At 38.0% G+C, this 15,888-nt stretch carries 29 protein-coding genes; all 29 read left to right on the plus strand.

What is annotated here, in order from left to right:
* Nucleotides 1–2,145 carry an elongation factor G gene (fusA, locus tag OLM45_RS05905; protein WP_264512752.1) on the plus strand — a complete coding sequence of 715 codons (2,145 nt, stop codon included), beginning with the start codon at nt 1–3 and terminating at the stop codon, nt 2,143–2,145.
* 11 nt (nt 2,146–2,156) lie between these two features.
* Nucleotides 2,157–2,462 (plus strand): 30S ribosomal protein S10, encoded by a 306-nt coding sequence (gene rpsJ / locus OLM45_RS05910; RefSeq protein WP_023579610.1) that lies wholly within the window; start codon nt 2,157–2,159, stop codon nt 2,460–2,462.
* Between the two features lie 392 nt (nt 2,463–2,854).
* Entirely contained in the window at nt 2,855–3,472 is a 618-nt protein-coding gene (rplC, locus tag OLM45_RS05915; protein WP_129461907.1) for a 50S ribosomal protein L3, read from the plus strand.
* A complete protein-coding gene (gene rplD, locus OLM45_RS05920) occupies nt 3,472–4,101 on the plus strand; it encodes a 50S ribosomal protein L4 (RefSeq protein ID WP_129461906.1) in 630 nt (209 codons plus the stop codon). The genes rplC and rplD overlap by 1 nt, the downstream gene beginning before the upstream one ends.
* A gap of 7 nt (nt 4,102–4,108) precedes the next feature.
* Complete coding sequence (gene rplW / locus OLM45_RS05925; protein WP_129461905.1) at nt 4,109–4,399, plus strand: 50S ribosomal protein L23; 291 nt, start codon at nt 4,109–4,111, stop codon at nt 4,397–4,399.
* A gap of 7 nt (nt 4,400–4,406) precedes the next feature.
* Nucleotides 4,407–5,231 (plus strand): 50S ribosomal protein L2, encoded by an 825-nt coding sequence (gene rplB / locus OLM45_RS05930; protein WP_129461904.1) that lies wholly within the window; start codon nt 4,407–4,409, stop codon nt 5,229–5,231.
* Between the two features lie 10 nt (nt 5,232–5,241).
* The gene (rpsS, locus tag OLM45_RS05935; protein ID WP_073361315.1) at nt 5,242–5,520 is read left to right on the plus strand and encodes a 30S ribosomal protein S19; all 279 of its coding nucleotides are present in this window, start codon (nt 5,242–5,244) and stop codon (nt 5,518–5,520) included.
* Between the two features lie 6 nt (nt 5,521–5,526).
* Nucleotides 5,527–5,937, plus strand: coding sequence for a 50S ribosomal protein L22 (gene rplV / locus OLM45_RS05940; protein ID WP_073361313.1), 411 nt, complete (start codon nt 5,527–5,529; stop codon nt 5,935–5,937).
* 8 nt (nt 5,938–5,945) lie between these two features.
* Nucleotides 5,946–6,686, plus strand: coding sequence for a 30S ribosomal protein S3 (gene rpsC, locus OLM45_RS05945; RefSeq protein ID WP_129461903.1), 741 nt, complete (start codon nt 5,946–5,948; stop codon nt 6,684–6,686).
* Nucleotides 6,687–6,705: 19 nt separating this feature from the next.
* Nucleotides 6,706–7,125, plus strand: a complete 420-nt coding sequence (gene rplP / locus OLM45_RS05950) for a 50S ribosomal protein L16 (RefSeq protein WP_129461902.1) — start codon at nt 6,706–6,708, stop codon at nt 7,123–7,125.
* 15 nt (nt 7,126–7,140) lie between these two features.
* On the plus strand, nt 7,141–7,332 hold the full coding sequence (rpmC, locus tag OLM45_RS05955; protein WP_264512755.1) for a 50S ribosomal protein L29: 192 nt from the start codon (nt 7,141–7,143) through the stop codon (nt 7,330–7,332).
* Between the two features lie 19 nt (nt 7,333–7,351).
* Nucleotides 7,352–7,609, plus strand: a complete 258-nt coding sequence (rpsQ, locus tag OLM45_RS05960) for a 30S ribosomal protein S17 (protein ID WP_129461900.1) — start codon at nt 7,352–7,354, stop codon at nt 7,607–7,609.
* Between the two features lie 2 nt (nt 7,610–7,611).
* Nucleotides 7,612–7,980, plus strand: a complete 369-nt coding sequence (gene rplN / locus OLM45_RS05965) for a 50S ribosomal protein L14 (protein WP_007803649.1) — start codon at nt 7,612–7,614, stop codon at nt 7,978–7,980.
* An 11-nt stretch (nt 7,981–7,991) separates the two neighbouring features.
* Complete coding sequence (gene rplX, locus OLM45_RS05970; RefSeq protein ID WP_129461899.1) at nt 7,992–8,306, plus strand: 50S ribosomal protein L24; 315 nt, start codon at nt 7,992–7,994, stop codon at nt 8,304–8,306.
* A 2-nt stretch (nt 8,307–8,308) separates the two neighbouring features.
* Nucleotides 8,309–8,860: a 50S ribosomal protein L5 gene (gene rplE, locus OLM45_RS05975; protein ID WP_129461898.1), complete on the plus strand. Its 552-nt coding sequence runs from the start codon at nt 8,309–8,311 to the stop codon at nt 8,858–8,860.
* Between the two features lie 3 nt (nt 8,861–8,863).
* Nucleotides 8,864–9,133 (plus strand): 30S ribosomal protein S14, encoded by a 270-nt coding sequence (gene rpsN, locus OLM45_RS05980; protein WP_073361301.1) that lies wholly within the window; start codon nt 8,864–8,866, stop codon nt 9,131–9,133.
* 72 nt (nt 9,134–9,205) lie between these two features.
* Nucleotides 9,206–9,604 (plus strand): 30S ribosomal protein S8, encoded by a 399-nt coding sequence (gene rpsH / locus OLM45_RS05985; RefSeq protein WP_129461897.1) that lies wholly within the window; start codon nt 9,206–9,208, stop codon nt 9,602–9,604.
* 15 nt (nt 9,605–9,619) lie between these two features.
* A complete protein-coding gene (rplF, locus tag OLM45_RS05990; protein WP_129461896.1) occupies nt 9,620–10,162 on the plus strand; it encodes a 50S ribosomal protein L6 in 543 nt (180 codons plus the stop codon).
* A gap of 11 nt (nt 10,163–10,173) precedes the next feature.
* Entirely contained in the window at nt 10,174–10,527 is a 354-nt protein-coding gene (gene rplR, locus OLM45_RS05995; RefSeq protein WP_129461895.1) for a 50S ribosomal protein L18, read from the plus strand.
* 3 nt (nt 10,528–10,530) lie between these two features.
* Nucleotides 10,531–11,052 (plus strand): 30S ribosomal protein S5, encoded by a 522-nt coding sequence (gene rpsE / locus OLM45_RS06000; RefSeq protein ID WP_129461894.1) that lies wholly within the window; start codon nt 10,531–10,533, stop codon nt 11,050–11,052.
* Between the two features lie 6 nt (nt 11,053–11,058).
* Complete coding sequence (rpmD, locus tag OLM45_RS06005) at nt 11,059–11,241, plus strand: 50S ribosomal protein L30 (RefSeq protein WP_129461893.1); 183 nt, start codon at nt 11,059–11,061, stop codon at nt 11,239–11,241.
* Between the two features lie 11 nt (nt 11,242–11,252).
* Nucleotides 11,253–11,705, plus strand: coding sequence for a 50S ribosomal protein L15 (gene rplO / locus OLM45_RS06010; RefSeq protein WP_129461892.1), 453 nt, complete (start codon nt 11,253–11,255; stop codon nt 11,703–11,705).
* A 12-nt stretch (nt 11,706–11,717) separates the two neighbouring features.
* Nucleotides 11,718–13,061 (plus strand): preprotein translocase subunit SecY, encoded by a 1,344-nt coding sequence (gene secY / locus OLM45_RS06015; RefSeq protein WP_129461891.1) that lies wholly within the window; start codon nt 11,718–11,720, stop codon nt 13,059–13,061.
* Between the two features lie 5 nt (nt 13,062–13,066).
* Nucleotides 13,067–13,282: a translation initiation factor IF-1 gene (infA, locus tag OLM45_RS06020; RefSeq protein ID WP_026714631.1), complete on the plus strand. Its 216-nt coding sequence runs from the start codon at nt 13,067–13,069 to the stop codon at nt 13,280–13,282.
* Nucleotides 13,283–13,294: 12 nt separating this feature from the next.
* Nucleotides 13,295–13,411, plus strand: a complete 117-nt coding sequence (gene ykgO / locus OLM45_RS06025) for a type B 50S ribosomal protein L36 (protein ID WP_002987490.1) — start codon at nt 13,295–13,297, stop codon at nt 13,409–13,411.
* A gap of 2 nt (nt 13,412–13,413) precedes the next feature.
* Entirely contained in the window at nt 13,414–13,788 is a 375-nt protein-coding gene (gene rpsM / locus OLM45_RS06030; RefSeq protein ID WP_264512757.1) for a 30S ribosomal protein S13, read from the plus strand.
* A gap of 8 nt (nt 13,789–13,796) precedes the next feature.
* Nucleotides 13,797–14,180, plus strand: coding sequence for a 30S ribosomal protein S11 (gene rpsK / locus OLM45_RS06035; protein WP_073361281.1), 384 nt, complete (start codon nt 13,797–13,799; stop codon nt 14,178–14,180).
* Nucleotides 14,181–14,262: 82 nt separating this feature from the next.
* Nucleotides 14,263–14,868 (plus strand): 30S ribosomal protein S4, encoded by a 606-nt coding sequence (gene rpsD / locus OLM45_RS06040; RefSeq protein WP_129461889.1) that lies wholly within the window; start codon nt 14,263–14,265, stop codon nt 14,866–14,868.
* A gap of 21 nt (nt 14,869–14,889) precedes the next feature.
* Nucleotides 14,890–15,882 (plus strand): DNA-directed RNA polymerase subunit alpha, encoded by a 993-nt coding sequence (locus OLM45_RS06045; protein WP_129461888.1) that lies wholly within the window; start codon nt 14,890–14,892, stop codon nt 15,880–15,882.
* Nucleotides 15,883–15,888 lie beyond the last annotated feature (6 nt).

Below are 15,888 nucleotides of genomic sequence, written 5' to 3' on the forward strand. Positions count from 1 at the left end.
ATGGCAAGAGATTTAAAATACACCAGAAACATCGGTATTGCAGCGCACATTGACGCTGGAAAGACGACAACCACAGAACGTATTTTGTTCTACACCGGTAAATCACACAAAATTGGTGAGGTACACGACGGTGCAGCAACTATGGACTGGATGGCACAAGAGCAAGAGCGTGGTATTACCATTACTTCTGCAGCTACTACTTGTACTTGGAATTTCCCAACGGAACAAGGAAAGAACTTAGCAGATACGAAAGGGTATCACTTTAATATTATCGATACTCCCGGACACGTTGACTTTACCGTTGAGGTAAACCGTTCATTACGTGTATTGGACGGATTGGTATTCTTATTTTCAGCGGTAGACGGAGTTGAGCCTCAGTCAGAAACCAACTGGAGATTAGCGGATCAATACCGTGTTCCACGTATGGGATTCGTGAACAAAATGGACCGTCAAGGATCTAACTTCTTGGCTGTTTGTCAGCAAGTTCGCGACATGTTGAAATCAAACGCAGTAGCGATTACTTTGCCAATCGGTGAAGAAGCAGATTTCAAAGGAGTAGTGGACTTAGTGAAAAATCAAGCTATTGTATGGCATGAAGAATCACAAGGAGCTACTTTCGATATCATTGATATCCCAGCTGATATGGTTGATGAAGTACGTCAGTACCGTTCAACTTTAATTGAAGCAGTTGCCGAGTATGATGAAAATCTACTTGACAAGTATATGGAAGATGAGAACTCGATTACTGAGGAAGAAATCAACAATGCCTTGCGTGCGGCTACCATCGACATGGCAATCATTCCGATGATGTGTGGTTCTTCATTCAAAAACAAAGGAGTTCAATTCATGTTGGATGCAGTATGTAAATACTTGCCTTCTCCAGTAGATAAAGACGGTATCCAAGGTATCCACCCTGATGATGCTGATCTTCCAGAAGAAGAGCAAACAAAAATTTTACGTCGTCCTGATGTAACGGAGCCTTTCGCGGCTTTGGCTTTCAAAATTGCAACCGATCCTTATGTAGGTCGTTTGGCATTCTTTAGAGCGTATTCAGGTCGTTTGGATGCAGGTTCTTACATTTTGAACACGCGTTCAGGTAATAAAGAGCGTATTTCTCGTATCTACCAAATGCACGCAAACAAGCAAAACCCAATCGAATACATCGAGGCAGGTGATATTGGAGCGGCAGTAGGTTTCAAGGATATCAAAACAGGTGACACTATGTGTGATGAAAAACACCCAATCATCCTTGAATCGATGAAATTCCCTGATCCTGTAATTGGTATCGCTATTGAGCCTAAAACAAAAGCGGACGTAGATAAAATGGGTATGGCTTTAGCTAAATTGGCTGAAGAAGATCCAACGTTTACTGTACGTACAGACGAGGCTTCAGGGCAAACTATTATCTCGGGTATGGGTGAGTTGCACTTGGATATCTTAATAGACCGTATGAAACGTGAGTTCAAGGTTGAAGTAAACCAAGGTGAGCCTCAAGTAGAGTACAAAGAAGCTTTCACTAAAACGGCTCAACACCGTGAAGTGTACAAGAAACAATCAGGGGGTCGTGGTAAATTCGGGGATATCGTTTTCCGTTTGGAGCCAGCCGAAGAAGGTTTCGTGGGTCTTCAGTTTGTGAACGAGGTAAAAGGGGGTAACGTACCAAAAGAGTATGTTCCTGCTGTTGAAAAAGGATTCAAAGAAGCAATGAAACAAGGGCCTTTAGCAGGTTATACTGTGGATAGCTTGAAAGTTACGTTATTGGATGGTTCGTACCACCCTGTTGACTCGGATGCGCTTTCTTTCGAAATGGCAGCTAAGTTAGGTTACAAAGAAGTTGCGAAAGCAGCCGGTGCTGTAATCCTTGAGCCGATCATGAAAATTGAAGTGATTACTCCAGAAGAAAACATGGGGGATATCGTAGGTGACCTTAACCGTAGAAGAGGACAAGTGAACGACATGGGTGACCGTGCGGGATCTAAAGTGATCAAAGCACACGTGCCATTATCAGAAATGTTTGGTTATGTAACTACTTTGAGAACATTGTCTTCAGGTAGAGCAACTTCCACTATGGAATTCTCTCACTACGAGCAAACTCCTTCTAACATCTCTGAAGAGGTAATCAAAAAAGCAAAAGGTAACGCTTAATCTTAGAAAAAATGAGTCAAAAAATCAGAATAAAATTGAAATCTTACGATCACATGTTGGTAGACAAGTCTGCTGAGAAGATCGTAAAAACAGTGAAAAGCACAGGTGCTGTAGTAACGGGTCCAATTCCACTTCCTACACACAAGAAAATCTTCACCGTATTGCGTTCTCCTCACGTAAACAAAAAATCACGTGAGCAGTTCGAGGTTAGTTCTTACAAACGTTTATTAGACATCTATAGTTCTTCTTCAAAAACGATTGATGCTTTAATGAAGTTAGAATTGCCTAGTGGTGTTGAAGTTGAAATCAAAGTGTGATAGATCACTTCTTAAAGATAGAATGACCGGCTATTGAGTCGGTCATTTTTTTTGTAATTATCAGACAGTCTTAGCGCTTTTTTTTGAGATAAAAATCAGGATGAAAGGGTTGAGTCGCATTTTGTTGATAACTATTTTTTTAAAAAATAAGGCTATCTAATTGATTAAATTAAAGATTGTTTTTTCTCTTAAGTCTTGCTATCACTAGGTTTTAGGGATTGATTGAGTTTTTCACTTATAATCAATTCTGAGCTATAATAAATTGTGGATTACTTGCTGAAAAATAATTACTTAGATTATTTTGATTGATGGATTCTAATCTCTATATTTGCACGCTCAAAAAAATGGCTAGTTGCCATTACTAATAAATGTTTAATTAATTAATAAATTTTATGTCTGGGTTAATTGGAAGAAAAATCGGCATGACCAGCATCTTCGACGAGAACGGGAAAAACATTCCTTGTACCGTAATCGAAGCTGGACCATGTGTCGTTACCCAAGTCAGAACCAAAGAGGTTGACGGGTATGAAGCGTTACAACTTGGTTTCGATGACAAAACAGAAAAACACGCAACTAAAGCGGCTGTAGGTCACTTTAAAAAAGCGGGAACTTCTGCTAAGAAAAAAGTCGTTGAATTCCAAGGTTTCGAAACAGAGTACAAACTTGGTGATAACATCACTGTTGATGTGTTCAGCGAAGGAGAGTTTGTGGATGTGCAGGGAGTGTCTAAAGGAAAAGGATTCCAAGGGGTTGTAAAACGTCATGGATTCGGTGGGGTAGGTCAGTCTACACACGGTCAGCACAACCGTTTAAGAGCGCCAGGTTCTGTAGGTGCATCTTCGTATCCATCACGTGTATTCAAAGGAATGCGTATGGCTGGAAGAATGGGTGGTCAAAATGTTAAAGTACAAAATCTTAGAGTTTTGAAAGTCGTAGCTGACAAAAACCTATTGGTGGTTAAAGGTGCGATTCCTGGACACAAAAACTCGTATGTAATCATTCAGAAGTAATGGAAGTAAAAGTTTTAGATATTAACGGAAAAGATACAGGCAGAAAAGTACAACTTTCTGACGCTGTATTTGGTGTTGAGCCAAACAATCATGCGGTATATCTTGATGTTAAGCAATACCTTGCTAACCAAAGACAGGGAACTCACAAAGCGAAAGAGCGTAATGAGGTTGCTGGAAGTACACGCAAAATTAAAAAACAAAAAGGTACCGGTACGGCTCGTGCAGGTAGTGCTAAATCTCCAGTTTTTGTAGGTGGAGGTACTATCTTCGGACCAAGACCAAGAAGTTATTCGTTCAAATTGAACAAAGGTTTAAAAAGATTAGCTCGTAAATCAGCATTGTCTTTGAAAGCAAAAGAGTCGAATTTGATCGTTGTTGAGGATTTCAACTTTGACGCGCCAAGCACTAAAAATTTCCTTAGTGTATTGAATGCTTTAGGGTTAGAGGGTAAAAAATCCTTATTCGTGTTGGGTGATTCAAATAAAAATGTATATTTGTCGTCACGCAATTTAAAAGCCTCTAAGGTTGTAACTTCTTCAGAATTAAGCACTTACAGCATTTTAAATGCTAATAGTTTAGTGCTTACTGAGGGTTCGGTAGAGGGAATTGTAGAAAATTTAAGTAAATAACAGAGCCATGAGTATCATAATTAAACCTATTATTACCGAAAAAGTGACCAAAGATGGTGAACTTTTCAATCGTTTTGGTTTCGTTGTAGATAAGAAAGCCAACAAAGTTGAGATTAAGAAAGCTGTTGAGGCTGCTTATGGCGTTACCGTTGTTGAAGTAAATACGATGAATGTACGTCCTGATCGTTCTACTAAATATACAAAAAGTGGATTGATCCAAGGAAAAACTGCTTCTTACAAGAAAGCAATCGTTCAAGTACAGGAAGGTGAAACAATTGATTTTTATTCTAATATCTAATTAAACAATGTCAGTTAGAAAATTAAAACCTATTACCCCTGGCCAGCGTTTTAGAGTCGTGAATGGTTTTGACGCCATCACAACTGATAAGCCGGAGCGTTCGTTGATCGCACCGAAAAAAAGCTCAGGAGGTAGAAATAGTCAAGGAAAAATGACCATGCGTTATACAGGCGGTGGTCACAAGCAAAGATATCGTATTATCGATTTCAAAAGAACTAAGTTTGGTATCCCTGCAACCGTTAAGTCGATTGAGTACGATCCAAACAGAACAGCCTTTATCGCATTATTAGCTTATGCAGATGGAGAGAAAACCTACATCATTGCTCAAAATGGTCTTCAAGTAGGTCAGACAGTAACTTCAGGAGAAAATGCTGCTCCTGAAATCGGAAACACTTTACCGTTAAGCAAAATTCCATTGGGTACTGTAATTTCATGTATTGAATTACGTCCAGGTCAAGGAGCTATCATTGCTCGTTCTGCAGGTACTTTCGCTCAATTAATGGCGAGAGACGGTAAATATGCTACTATTAAAATGCCTTCTGGAGAAACACGTTTAATCTTGTTGACTTGTATGGCTACAATTGGAGCAGTTTCTAACTCTGACCACCAATTGATCGTATCTGGTAAAGCAGGTAGAAGCAGATGGTTAGGTAGAAGACCAAGAACAAGACCAGTAGCGATGAACCCAGTTGATCACCCAATGGGAGGTGGTGAAGGACGTTCTTCAGGAGGTCACCCACGTTCTAGAAAAGGTCTACCAGCTAAAGGATATAGAACACGTTCTTTAGTTAATCCAAGTAACAAGTATATTGTTGAACGCAGAAAGAAATAATTAGATAGACATGGCACGTTCATTAAAGAAAGGACCTTACGTTCACTATAAATTAGAAAAGAAAGTTTTAGAAAACGCAGAGAATGGAAATAAAAATGTGGTGAAGACTTGGTCAAGAGCCTCAATGATTACTCCAGACTTCGTTGGACAAACAATCGCAGTTCACAATGGTCGCCAATTCGTTCCCGTTTATGTAACTGAGAACATGGTAGGTCATAAGTTAGGAGAATTTTCACCAACAAGATCTTTTAGAGGTCATGCTGGAGCTAAAAATAAAGGTAAAAAATAAGAAGAAATGGGAGTTCGTAAAAGAAATACAGCAGACGCAAGAAAAGAGGCGAACAAGTCTTTGGCTTTTGCTAAGTTAAATAACTGCCCTACTTCACCTAGAAAAATGCGCTTAGTAGCAGACTTGGTAAGAGGTCAGAAAGTGGAAAGAGCACTTAGTATCCTAAGATTTAGCTCAAAAGAAGCTTCAAGAAAATTGGAAAAATTGTTATTATCTGCAATCAATAATTGGGAGCAGAAAAACAGTGAAGGCAATGTAGCTGAAGCAGGCTTATTTGTAAAAGAGATCAAAGTTGATGGTGGTGTAATGTTAAAAAGATTACGTCCAGCTCCACAAGGTCGCGCACACAGAATCAGAAAACGTTCAAATCACGTAACAATCGTGTTAGGACAAGTAGATAACACACAAAGTAATTAATAAACAGTATGGGACAAAAGACAAATCCAATTGGAAATCGCCTTGGTATCATCAGAGGATGGGATTCAAACTGGTATGGTGGAAATGATTACGGCGATAAAATCGCTGAAGATTATAAAATCAGAAAGTATATCCATGCTCGTTTATCAAAAGCTAGTGTATCAAAAGTAATCATCGAGAGAACTTTAAAGCTTGTAACCGTTACTATCACTACGGCTCGTCCAGGTATCATCATTGGTAAAGGCGGTCAAGAGGTAGACAAGTTAAAAGAAGAACTTAAGAAAATTACGGACAAAGAGGTTCAAATTAACATCTTTGAAATCAAAAGACCAGAATTAGATGCCTTTTTAGTGGCTTCTAGTATTGCTCGTCAAATTGAGAGTCGTATTTCATACCGTAGAGCGATCAAGATGGCTATTGCCGCTGCAATGCGTATGAATGCGGAAGGAATCAAAGTTATGATTTCAGGTCGTTTGAATGGTGCTGAAATGGCACGTTCTGAGAATTTCAAAGAAGGACGTATTCCTCTATCCACTTTCAGAGCCGATATTGATTATGCTTTGGCAGAATCACATACTACTTACGGTAGAATGGGTATCAAAGTATGGATCATGAAAGGTGAAGTTTACGGAAAACGCGATTTATCTCCATTAGTAGGCATGGACAAAAAACAAGCTGCTGGAGGAAAAGGTGATGCGCCAAGAAATGGTAAATCAGGTAAATCGGGAGGTGCCCGTAAAAGAAAGTAATTTTTTAAACTAAAGAAAAATGTTACAGCCTAAAAGAACAAAATACCGCAAGGTACAGAAAGGTAAAATGAAAGGGGTGTCTCAAAGAGGTCACGTACTTTCTAACGGAATGTTTGGTATCAAATCTATGGATTCAGCATTTTTAACATCCCGTCAAATCGAGGCTGCTCGTATCGCTGCTACCCGTTACATGAAGCGTGAAGGACAGTTATGGATTAAGATCTTCCCGGATAAACCAATTACCAAAAAACCACTTGAAGTACGTATGGGTAAAGGTAAAGGTGCCGTTGAATACTGGGCTGCCGTTGTAAAACCAGGCAGAATCATGTTTGAAGTAGGAGGGGTGCCTCTGTCAGTAGCCAAAGAAGCTTTACGTTTAGCTGCTCAGAAACTTCCTGTGAAAACTAAGTTTGTTGTTGCAAGAGATTTCGAAGCATAATCAAGTAATTTTATTATGAAACAATCAGAAATTATCAATCTGTCTACAGCTGAGTTGCAAGCAAAACTTAGTGAATTGAAAAAGTCTTATGCTGATTTAAGAATAGCACATGCTATTTCTCCAATCCAAAACCCGCTACAAATCCGTTCGATGAGAAGAGCAGTGGCACGATTGGCAACTGAATTAAGCAAAAGAGAGTTACAATAATTGTAATATCCGCTGAACGATGGAAAAAAGAAATTTAAGAAAAGAAAGAGTTGGTGTGGTTACTAGTAACAAAATGGCGAAATCCATTGTTGTTGCTGAAACTAAAAAAGTAAAACACCCTTTATATGGTAAGTTCGTGTTAAAAACAAAGAAATATGTTGCACACGACGAGAAAAATGACTGTAACATTGGTGATACAGTAAGAATTATGGAGACTCGTCCATTAAGTAAAACCAAATGTTGGAGATTAGTTGAAATCATTGAAAGAGCGAAGTAATCATGGTACAACAGGAAAGTAGATTAAAAGTTGCGGATAACACAGGTGCTAAAGAAGTACTAACTATCCGCGTGTTAGGAGGAACGAAACGTCGTTATGCCTCTGTTGGAGATAAAATTGTAGTTTCTATTAAAGACGCCACACCAAACGGAAACGTGAAAAAAGGTGCGGTTTCTACTGCAGTTGTTGTACGTACCAAAAAAGAAGTACGCAGAGCCGATGGTTCTTACATCAGATTTGACGATAACGCATGTGTATTGTTAAATGCTGCTGGAGAAATGAGAGGTACGCGTGTTTTTGGTCCGGTTGCCAGAGAGCTTCGTGAGAAGCAATTCATGAAAATTGTATCATTGGCACCTGAAGTGCTTTAATTCGATTGATGATGACAAAGATTAAAATTAAATCAGGAGACGTAGTAAAAGTTATCGCAGGTGACCATAAAGGTGCTGAAGGTAAAGTGGTACGTGTTATCCGTGAAGATAATAAAGCAATCGTTGAAGGTGTGAACATGGTTTCCAAACACACTAAACCAAGTGCTAAAAATCCTCAAGGCGGAATTGTTAAGAAAGAAGCTCCTATTCACATTTCTAACTTAGCTTTAGTTGATCCAAAATCAAAAGAAGCTACTAAAGTTGGATTCAAAGCTGAAGGAGATAAGAAAGTAAGATTTTCAAAAAAATCTAATCAAGTATTATAGTTATGGCATATATTCCAAGACTAAAGCAAGAATATAAGAGTCGCGTAGTCGCTGCTCTTAAAGAAGAATTCGGATACAAAAATGTAATGCAAGTTCCTAAACTTGAAAAAATTGTTGTAAGCCGTGGAGTAGGTGCAGCTGTATCTGATAAAAAATTAGTAGATCACGCTGTTGAAGAGTTAACTAAAATCACAGGTCAAAAGGCATTAGCAACTTTGTCTAAAAAAGACGTTGCTTCTTTTAAATTAAGAAAAGGAATGCCAATTGGTGCTAAAGTAACTTTACGTGGTGAAAAAATGTATGAGTTTTTAGATCGTTTGATCACTTCTGCATTACCACGTGTACGTGACTTTGGTGGAATCAAAGCTAACGGATTCGACGGTAGAGGTAATTACAATTTAGGTGTTACTGAACAAATCATTTTCCCAGAAATTGATATTGATAAAGTAAATAAAATTGCCGGAATGGATATTACTTTTGTAACATCTGCTGCTACAGATAAAGAAGCAAAATCATTATTAGCTGAATTAGGTTTACCTTTTAAAAAGAATTAAGATATGGCTAAAGAATCAATGAAAGCCCGCGAGGTTAAAAGACAAAAAACCGTTGCGAAATATGCTGAGAAAAGAAAAGCTCTTTTGGAAGCTGGCGATTATGAAGGATTGCAAAAGTTACCTAAAAATGCATCTCCTGTTCGTTTACACAACCGTTGTAAATTAACTGGACGTCCAAGAGGGTACATGCGTCAATTCGGTATTTCACGTGTAACTTTCCGTGAAATGGCCAACCAAGGATTAATTCCAGGGGTGAAAAAAGCTAGTTGGTAAAAAATAGTTTAATGGGTTAAAGGTTCGCAGAACTGAGGGTTCTGCGAAAACCATAACCACAAATAAATCAATATGTATACAGATCCAATTGCCGATTTTCTTACGAGAATTAGAAATGCAGCAAAGGCCAACCACAAAGTGGTTGAAATTCCTGCTTCTAATATGAAGAAAGAAATCACAAAAATTTTATTTGATCAAGGATATATCCTTAGTTACAAATTTGAGGACAATACCGTTCAGGGTACCATCAAGATCGCTCTTAAGTATGACAAAGACACTAAAGAGTCCGTAATTAGAGATATCCAAAGAATTAGTAAACCAGGTTTACGTAAATATGCCGGTGCTGCTAAATTACCTCGAATCTTAAACGGTTTAGGTATTGCTATTGTTTCTACATCAAAAGGTTTGATGACTGGAAAACAAGCAAGACAGCTTAATGTTGGTGGTGAAGTTATTTGTTACGTATACTAATAAAAAGGGGAAACGATGTCAAGAATAGGTAAAAGCCCAATTACAATCCCAGCGGGTGTAGAGGTAACTCTAGGCGAAGGTGTGATTACAGTAAAAGGAAAATTAGGTCAACTTACACAGGAGTTTTCGGACGTAACTGTAAAAGTTGAAGGTGATCAAATCACAGTTGAAAGATCATCTGACTACAAAGATCAAAGATCAAAACACGGTTTATACCGCGCGTTAATCAGTAACATGGTTACAGGTGTATCTACCGGTTTTACCAATGAATTGGAACTTGTAGGGGTTGGATACAGAGCTTCTAACGCGGGTCAAAAATTAGACTTAGCTTTAGGTTACTCTCATAATATTGTTTTAGAAATTGCTCCTGAAGTAGTTGTTGAAACAATCTCTGAAAAAGGTAAAAACCCTATCGTAAAACTTACTTCTTTTGATAAACAACTTTTAGGTCAGGTAACTGCGAAAATCCGAGGATTCCGTAAGCCTGAACCATACAAAGGAAAAGGTATCAAGTTTGTAGGTGAAGTATTAAGAAGAAAAGCAGGTAAATCAGCTTAAAAATAAAGGTTATGTCATTATCAAAATCTGAAAGAAGACAAAGAATTCAGTTCAGAATCAGAAAGATTGTGAAAGGTACTGCTACCCAACCAAGACTTTCTGTATTCAGAAGTAATAAAGAAATCTATGCACAGCTCATAGACGATGTAAATGGTGTTACTTTATTAGCTGCTTCATCTAGAGATAAGGGAGTAGATTTTAAAGGTACTAACGTTGAAATCGCAGAACAAGTTGGAAAACTTGTTGGTGAAAAAGCGTTGAAAGCCGGAATCGATACGATAACTTTCGATCGTGGAGGTTATTTATACCATGGACGTGTTAAATCATTGGCAGAAGGCGCTAGAGCTGCTGGACTAAAATTCTAATTTATGTACAAGTACAAAAATATCGAACTAGTAAAACCCAGCGGACTAGAGTTGAAAGACCGTTTGGTAAGTGTTAATCGTGTAACTAAAGTTACTAAAGGAGGTAGAGCATTCGGTTTCTCTGCTATCGTAGTAGTTGGTGACGAAAACGGCGTGGTAGGACACGGATTAGGAAAATCTAAAGATGTTTCTGAAGCGATTGCGAAAGCAGTTGAAGATGCAAAGAAAAACTTAGTTAGAATTCCTTTGAGTGGTCAATCTGTACCACACGAACAAAAAGGTAAATTTGGTGGAGCTCGCGTTTATTTAATGCCTGCTTCTCATGGTACCGGAGTAATTGCCGGTGGTGCCGTTCGTGCCGTATTAGAATCAGTAGGAATTCACGATGTATTGTCTAAGTCCCAAGGATCATCCAATCCTCATAACGTAGTAAAAGCAACTTTTGATGCTTTATTACAAATGAGAAGCGCGGCTACTGTAGCTAAGCAAAGAGGAGTATCTTTGGATAAAGTTTTTAAAGGATAATTCGCTATGGCAAAGTTATTAGTAAAACAAGTAAGAAGTCAGATCAACTGCCCTCAATCTCAAAAAAGAGGTTTAGTTGCTTTAGGTCTTCGTAGAATAGGACAAGTTGTGGAGCATGAGTCTAACCCAGCTATCCTTGGAATGATAAATAAAGTTAAACACTTAGTTTCCGTTGAGGAAGTTAAATAACACGATACGTTATGAATTTAAGTAACTTACAACCTGCTGCAGGTTCTACGCATAACCAAAACAAAAGAGTTGGTCGTGGTGAAGGTTCCGGAAAAGGAGGTACTTCTACAAGAGGTCACAAAGGAGCTAAGTCACGTTCAGGTTACTCTAAGAAAATTGGTTTTGAAGGAGGTCAGATGCCGCTTCAAAGACGTGTTCCTAAGTTTGGTTTCAAAAACATCAATAGAGTAGAATATCAAGGTGTAAATCTTGATACACTTCAAGCTTTAGTAGACAACGGACTTGTAACTGACACTGTAGATTTCACAGTTTTGGTGGAAAACCGTTTAGCTACTAAAAACGAACTTGTAAAAGTTTTAGGTAGAGGTGAATTGAAAGCAAAATTAAAAGTAACTGCACACAAATTTACTGCAACTGCAAAAGCGGCTATTGAAGCAGCTGGTGGAGAAGCGGTAACTTTATAATATTCTGACTTTATGAAGAATTTTATTGAATCAATTAAGAGTGTTTGGAGAATCGAAGAGTTGAAAAACCGAATCGTTTTCACTTTAGGTTTACTATTGGTGTATCGTTTTGGCGCTCACGTAACTCTTCCCGGTATCGACGCAAATCAATTAGCTAGTTTAGCAGGTCAAACTGATAAAGGTTTAGGTTCAATCCTTGACATGTTTACAGGTGGAGCCTTCTCAAAAGCTTCTGTATTTGCTTTGGGTATCATGCCTTACATTTCTGCTTCGATTGTAGTTCAATTAATGGGGATTGCAATTCCTTATCTTCAAAAGTTACAGAAGGATGGAGAAAGCGGGAGAAAGAAATTAAATCAGATCACCCGCTGGTTAACCATCGGTATCACCTTGTTACAAGGTCCTGGTTACATTTATAACCTATACCAAACCATTCCTTCAAGTGCCTTTTTATTAGGTTTTGATTCGTTTGCATTCTTATTTTCATCTGTTTTAATTTTAACTACAGGTACCATTTTTGCCATGTGGTTAGGAGAAAAAATTACGGATAAAGGTATTGGAAACGGGATCTCCCTGTTAATCATGGTCGGAATTTTAGCCCGATTACCTCAAGCTCTTTTCCAAGAGTTCTCATCTCGTGTGACAAACAACAACGGTGGACCAATGCTTTTGGTTTTCGAAATTGTTGTTTGGTTATTGGTAATCATTGCATGTGTACTGTTAGTAATGGCTGTTAGAAAAATTCCTGTACAATACGCTCGCAGAACTACTGCCGGTGAATTTGAACAGGATGCTACAGGTGGCAATAGACAATGGATTCCTTTAAAATTAAATGCTTCTGGAGTTATGCCAATCATCTTTGCTCAGGCAATTATGTTCATTCCTGGTGTTGTGGCAGGTTTGTCAAAATCAGATACGTCACAATCCATTGCTGGTGCTTTCAGTAACATTTTTGGTTTGTGGTATAATGTTGTTTTTGCATTACTAATCATCATTTTTACTTATTTCTATACTGCAATTACAGTTCCAACAAACAAAATGGCAGACGATTTAAAACGTAGTGGTGGATTCATTCCCGGAATTAAACCCGGAGTTGAAACTTCAGATTACCTTGATAAAATCATGTCATTAATAACTTTCCCAGGTTCGTTATTCTTAGCACTTATTGCTATTTTTCCTGCGATTGTTGTTAGTGTGGATGTACAACAATCATGGGCGATGTTTTACGGAGGTACTTCGTTGATCATCATGGTGGGTGTTGCAATTGATACGATTCAACAAATCAATACGTATTTATTGAATCAACATTATGACAGTTTGATGAAAAGTGGTAAAAATAGAAAAGCAGTAGCTTAATTTTTATGGCAAAACAATCAGCAATAGAACAAGACGGTTCCATCATTGAAGCATTATCCAATGCGATGTTCCGTGTGGAATTAGAAAACGGGCATGTAGTAATTGCTCATATCTCTGGAAAAATGCGTATGCATTACATCAAGTTGTTGCCTGGCGACAAAGTGAAACTGGAAATGAGCCCTTACGATTTGTCTAAAGCAAGAATCACTTACAGATACTAAAGTTATTAAAAAATGAAAGTAAGAGCATCAGTTAAAAAAAGAAGCGCAGAATGTATCATTGTGCGTCGTAAAGGAAGATTATACGTTATTAACAAAAAGAATCCTAGATTTAAACAAAGACAAGGATAATTATGGCAAGAATAGCAGGGGTAGATATACCTAAAAATAAAAGAGGGGTAATTGCTTTAACTTACATCTACGGTGTAGGTAAAAGCAGAGCTAGCGAAATCTTAGCGAAAGCAAACGTTAGCGAAGATAAAAAAGTTCAAGAGTGGAATGACGCTGAAATCGGAGCGATCCGTGATGCAGTATCTTACTACAAAATTGAAGGGGAATTACGTTCTGAAACTTCTTTGAACATTAAACGTTTAATGGACATCGGTTGTTACCGTGGTATCCGTCACAGAGCGGGTCTTCCATTACGTGGTCAAAGAACAAAAAACAACTCAAGAACTAGAAAAGGTAAGAGAAAAACTGTTGCTAACAAGAAAAAAGCAACTAAATAATAAGTAGTATGGCTAAAGCAAATACAAAAAAACGTAAAGTTATTGTTGAATCTTCTGGTGAGGCTCATATTAATGCTACTTTTAACAACATCATCATTTCTTTGACTAACAAGAAAGGTGAAGTAATCTCTTGGTCTTCTGCAGGTAAAATGGGATTCAGAGGTTCTAAAAAGAACACTCCTTATGCTGCGCAGATGGCTGCTGAAGATTGTTCAAAAGTGGCTTTGGAAGCCGGACTTAAGAAAGTAAAGGTGTATGTTAAAGGTCCAGGTAACGGTAGAGAATCTGCCATCCGTTCAATTCACAACGGTGGTATCGAAGTTACTGAAATCATTGATGTAACTCCAATGCCTCACAATGGTTGTCGTCCTCCAAAAAGACGTCGCGTATAATTTAAAGTATAACTCGGATAGATTCCAGATTATCGGAGGATTTGACCTGAATTCATAATCTCTATCCCAAATTAAAACAAAAATGGCAAGATATACTGGTCCAAAAACAAAAATCGCCCGTAAATTCGGCGAAGCAATCTTCGGAGACGATAAAGCCTTCGAAAAAAGAAATTACCCTCCAGGACAACATGGTTTGGCAAAAAAGAGAGGTAAAAAATCAGAATACGCAGTACAATTAATGGAAAAGCAAAAAGCGAAGTACACGTACGGTATCCTAGAAAAACAATTTAGAAATCTTTACGAAAAAGCATCTGCTGCTTCTGGAGTAACGGGTGAGATCCTTTTACAATTGTGTGAAGCACGTTTAGATAACGTGGTTTACCGTATGGGTATCGCTTCTTCAAGAAGAGCCGCTAGACAAATCGTATCTCACCGTCATATTACCGTTAATGGTGAAGTGGTAAATGTCCCTTCTTACCATTTGAAACCAGGCGATAAAATTGCCGTTCGTGAGAAATCAAAATCTCTAGAATCAATTGAGCGTTCTTTAGCTAATTCATCATCAGTTTATGAGTGGATTACTTGGAACAATGATACAAAAGAAGGAACTTTTGTTTCTGTCCCTGCAAGAATTCAAATTCCTGAAAATATCAAAGAACAATTGATCGTAGAGTTGTACAACAAATAATAACTGACACCTGTCGAAATTATGGCATTATTTAATTTTCAAAAACCAGACAAAGTAATCATGATCGATTCAACCGATTTTGAAGGTAAGTTTGAATTCAGACCTTTAGAACCCGGATATGGATTGACCGTTGGTAACGCGTTACGTCGAGTAATGTTATCAGCTTTAGAAGGTTACGCAATTACTTCTGTAAGAATCGAGGGTGTTGAGCATGAGTTTTCAACTATCTCTGGTGTTGTAGAAGACGTAACTGAAATCGTTTTGAATTTGAAACAAGTGCGTTTCAAACGTCAAATCGAAGAAATTGATAACGAATCAGTAACCGTTTCTTTATCCGGTAAAGATCAGATTACTGCGGGTGACTTCCAAAAGTTCATCTCAGGTTTTCAAGTATTGAACCCTGAATTGGTAATTTGTAACCTTGATTCAAAAGTGAACTTCAATATTGAATTAACTATTGAAAAAGGTAGAGGTTACGTTCCCGCTGAAGAGAATAAAAAACAAAATGCTCCATTCGGTACGATCTACATTGATTCCATCTTTACTCCGGTAATCAATGTGAAATATGCCATCGAAAACTTCCGTGTGGAACAGAAAACTGACTATGAAAAGTTGGTATTCGAAATCAAAACCGACGGCTCTATCAATCCTAAAGATGCTCTGACTGAAGCAGCTAAAGTTTTGATCCACCACTTTATGCTTTTCTCTGACGAAAGAATCACACTTGAAGCAGACGAAATTGCACAAACGGATACCTACGATGAAGAATCACTTCATATGCGACAGTTGCTAAAAACCAAATTGGTTGACATGGATTTATCTGTGAGAGCCTTGAACTGCTTAAAAGCAGCTGAAGTGGAAACACTTGGCGATTTGGTTTCTTTTAACAAACACGATTTGATGAAATTCCGCAACTTCGGTAAAAAATCATTAACCGAATTGGACGAATTGGTTGCTAACAAAAACCTTACGTTCGGAATGGATTTGTCAAAGTATAAATTAGATAAAGACTAGTTTCTT

It is taken from the genome of Flavobacterium sp. N1719 (assembly GCF_025947045.1).
GTDB lineage: Bacteria > Bacteroidota > Bacteroidia > Flavobacteriales > Flavobacteriaceae > Flavobacterium > Flavobacterium stagni.

What these genes read in the sequence shown, in the direction of transcription:
- fusA (WP_264512752.1), top strand. Translation starts at nt 1, where the DNA reads ATGGCAAGAGATTTAAAATACACCAGAAACATCGGTATTGCAGCGCAC.
- rpsJ (WP_023579610.1), top strand. Translation starts at nt 2,157, where the DNA reads ATGAGTCAAAAAATCAGAATAAAATTGAAATCTTACGATCACATGTTG.
- rplC (WP_129461907.1), top strand. Translation starts at nt 2,855, where the DNA reads ATGTCTGGGTTAATTGGAAGAAAAATCGGCATGACCAGCATCTTCGAC.
- rplD (WP_129461906.1), top strand. Translation starts at nt 3,472, where the DNA reads ATGGAAGTAAAAGTTTTAGATATTAACGGAAAAGATACAGGCAGAAAA.
- rplW (WP_129461905.1), top strand. Translation starts at nt 4,109, where the DNA reads ATGAGTATCATAATTAAACCTATTATTACCGAAAAAGTGACCAAAGAT.
- rplB (WP_129461904.1), top strand. Translation starts at nt 4,407, where the DNA reads ATGTCAGTTAGAAAATTAAAACCTATTACCCCTGGCCAGCGTTTTAGA.
- rpsS (WP_073361315.1), top strand. Translation starts at nt 5,242, where the DNA reads ATGGCACGTTCATTAAAGAAAGGACCTTACGTTCACTATAAATTAGAA.
- rplV (WP_073361313.1), top strand. Translation starts at nt 5,527, where the DNA reads ATGGGAGTTCGTAAAAGAAATACAGCAGACGCAAGAAAAGAGGCGAAC.
- rpsC (WP_129461903.1), top strand. Translation starts at nt 5,946, where the DNA reads ATGGGACAAAAGACAAATCCAATTGGAAATCGCCTTGGTATCATCAGA.
- rplP (WP_129461902.1), top strand. Translation starts at nt 6,706, where the DNA reads ATGTTACAGCCTAAAAGAACAAAATACCGCAAGGTACAGAAAGGTAAA.
- rpmC (WP_264512755.1), top strand. Translation starts at nt 7,141, where the DNA reads ATGAAACAATCAGAAATTATCAATCTGTCTACAGCTGAGTTGCAAGCA.
- rpsQ (WP_129461900.1), top strand. Translation starts at nt 7,352, where the DNA reads ATGGAAAAAAGAAATTTAAGAAAAGAAAGAGTTGGTGTGGTTACTAGT.
- rplN (WP_007803649.1), top strand. Translation starts at nt 7,612, where the DNA reads ATGGTACAACAGGAAAGTAGATTAAAAGTTGCGGATAACACAGGTGCT.
- rplX (WP_129461899.1), top strand. Translation starts at nt 7,992, where the DNA reads ATGACAAAGATTAAAATTAAATCAGGAGACGTAGTAAAAGTTATCGCA.
- rplE (WP_129461898.1), top strand. Translation starts at nt 8,309, where the DNA reads ATGGCATATATTCCAAGACTAAAGCAAGAATATAAGAGTCGCGTAGTC.
- rpsN (WP_073361301.1), top strand. Translation starts at nt 8,864, where the DNA reads ATGGCTAAAGAATCAATGAAAGCCCGCGAGGTTAAAAGACAAAAAACC.
- rpsH (WP_129461897.1), top strand. Translation starts at nt 9,206, where the DNA reads ATGTATACAGATCCAATTGCCGATTTTCTTACGAGAATTAGAAATGCA.
- rplF (WP_129461896.1), top strand. Translation starts at nt 9,620, where the DNA reads ATGTCAAGAATAGGTAAAAGCCCAATTACAATCCCAGCGGGTGTAGAG.
- rplR (WP_129461895.1), top strand. Translation starts at nt 10,174, where the DNA reads ATGTCATTATCAAAATCTGAAAGAAGACAAAGAATTCAGTTCAGAATC.
- rpsE (WP_129461894.1), top strand. Translation starts at nt 10,531, where the DNA reads ATGTACAAGTACAAAAATATCGAACTAGTAAAACCCAGCGGACTAGAG.
- rpmD (WP_129461893.1), top strand. Translation starts at nt 11,059, where the DNA reads ATGGCAAAGTTATTAGTAAAACAAGTAAGAAGTCAGATCAACTGCCCT.
- rplO (WP_129461892.1), top strand. Translation starts at nt 11,253, where the DNA reads ATGAATTTAAGTAACTTACAACCTGCTGCAGGTTCTACGCATAACCAA.
- secY (WP_129461891.1), top strand. Translation starts at nt 11,718, where the DNA reads ATGAAGAATTTTATTGAATCAATTAAGAGTGTTTGGAGAATCGAAGAG.
- infA (WP_026714631.1), top strand. Translation starts at nt 13,067, where the DNA reads ATGGCAAAACAATCAGCAATAGAACAAGACGGTTCCATCATTGAAGCA.
- ykgO (WP_002987490.1), top strand. Translation starts at nt 13,295, where the DNA reads ATGAAAGTAAGAGCATCAGTTAAAAAAAGAAGCGCAGAATGTATCATT.
- rpsM (WP_264512757.1), top strand. Translation starts at nt 13,414, where the DNA reads ATGGCAAGAATAGCAGGGGTAGATATACCTAAAAATAAAAGAGGGGTA.
- rpsK (WP_073361281.1), top strand. Translation starts at nt 13,797, where the DNA reads ATGGCTAAAGCAAATACAAAAAAACGTAAAGTTATTGTTGAATCTTCT.
- rpsD (WP_129461889.1), top strand. Translation starts at nt 14,263, where the DNA reads ATGGCAAGATATACTGGTCCAAAAACAAAAATCGCCCGTAAATTCGGC.
- OLM45_RS06045 (WP_129461888.1), top strand. Translation starts at nt 14,890, where the DNA reads ATGGCATTATTTAATTTTCAAAAACCAGACAAAGTAATCATGATCGAT.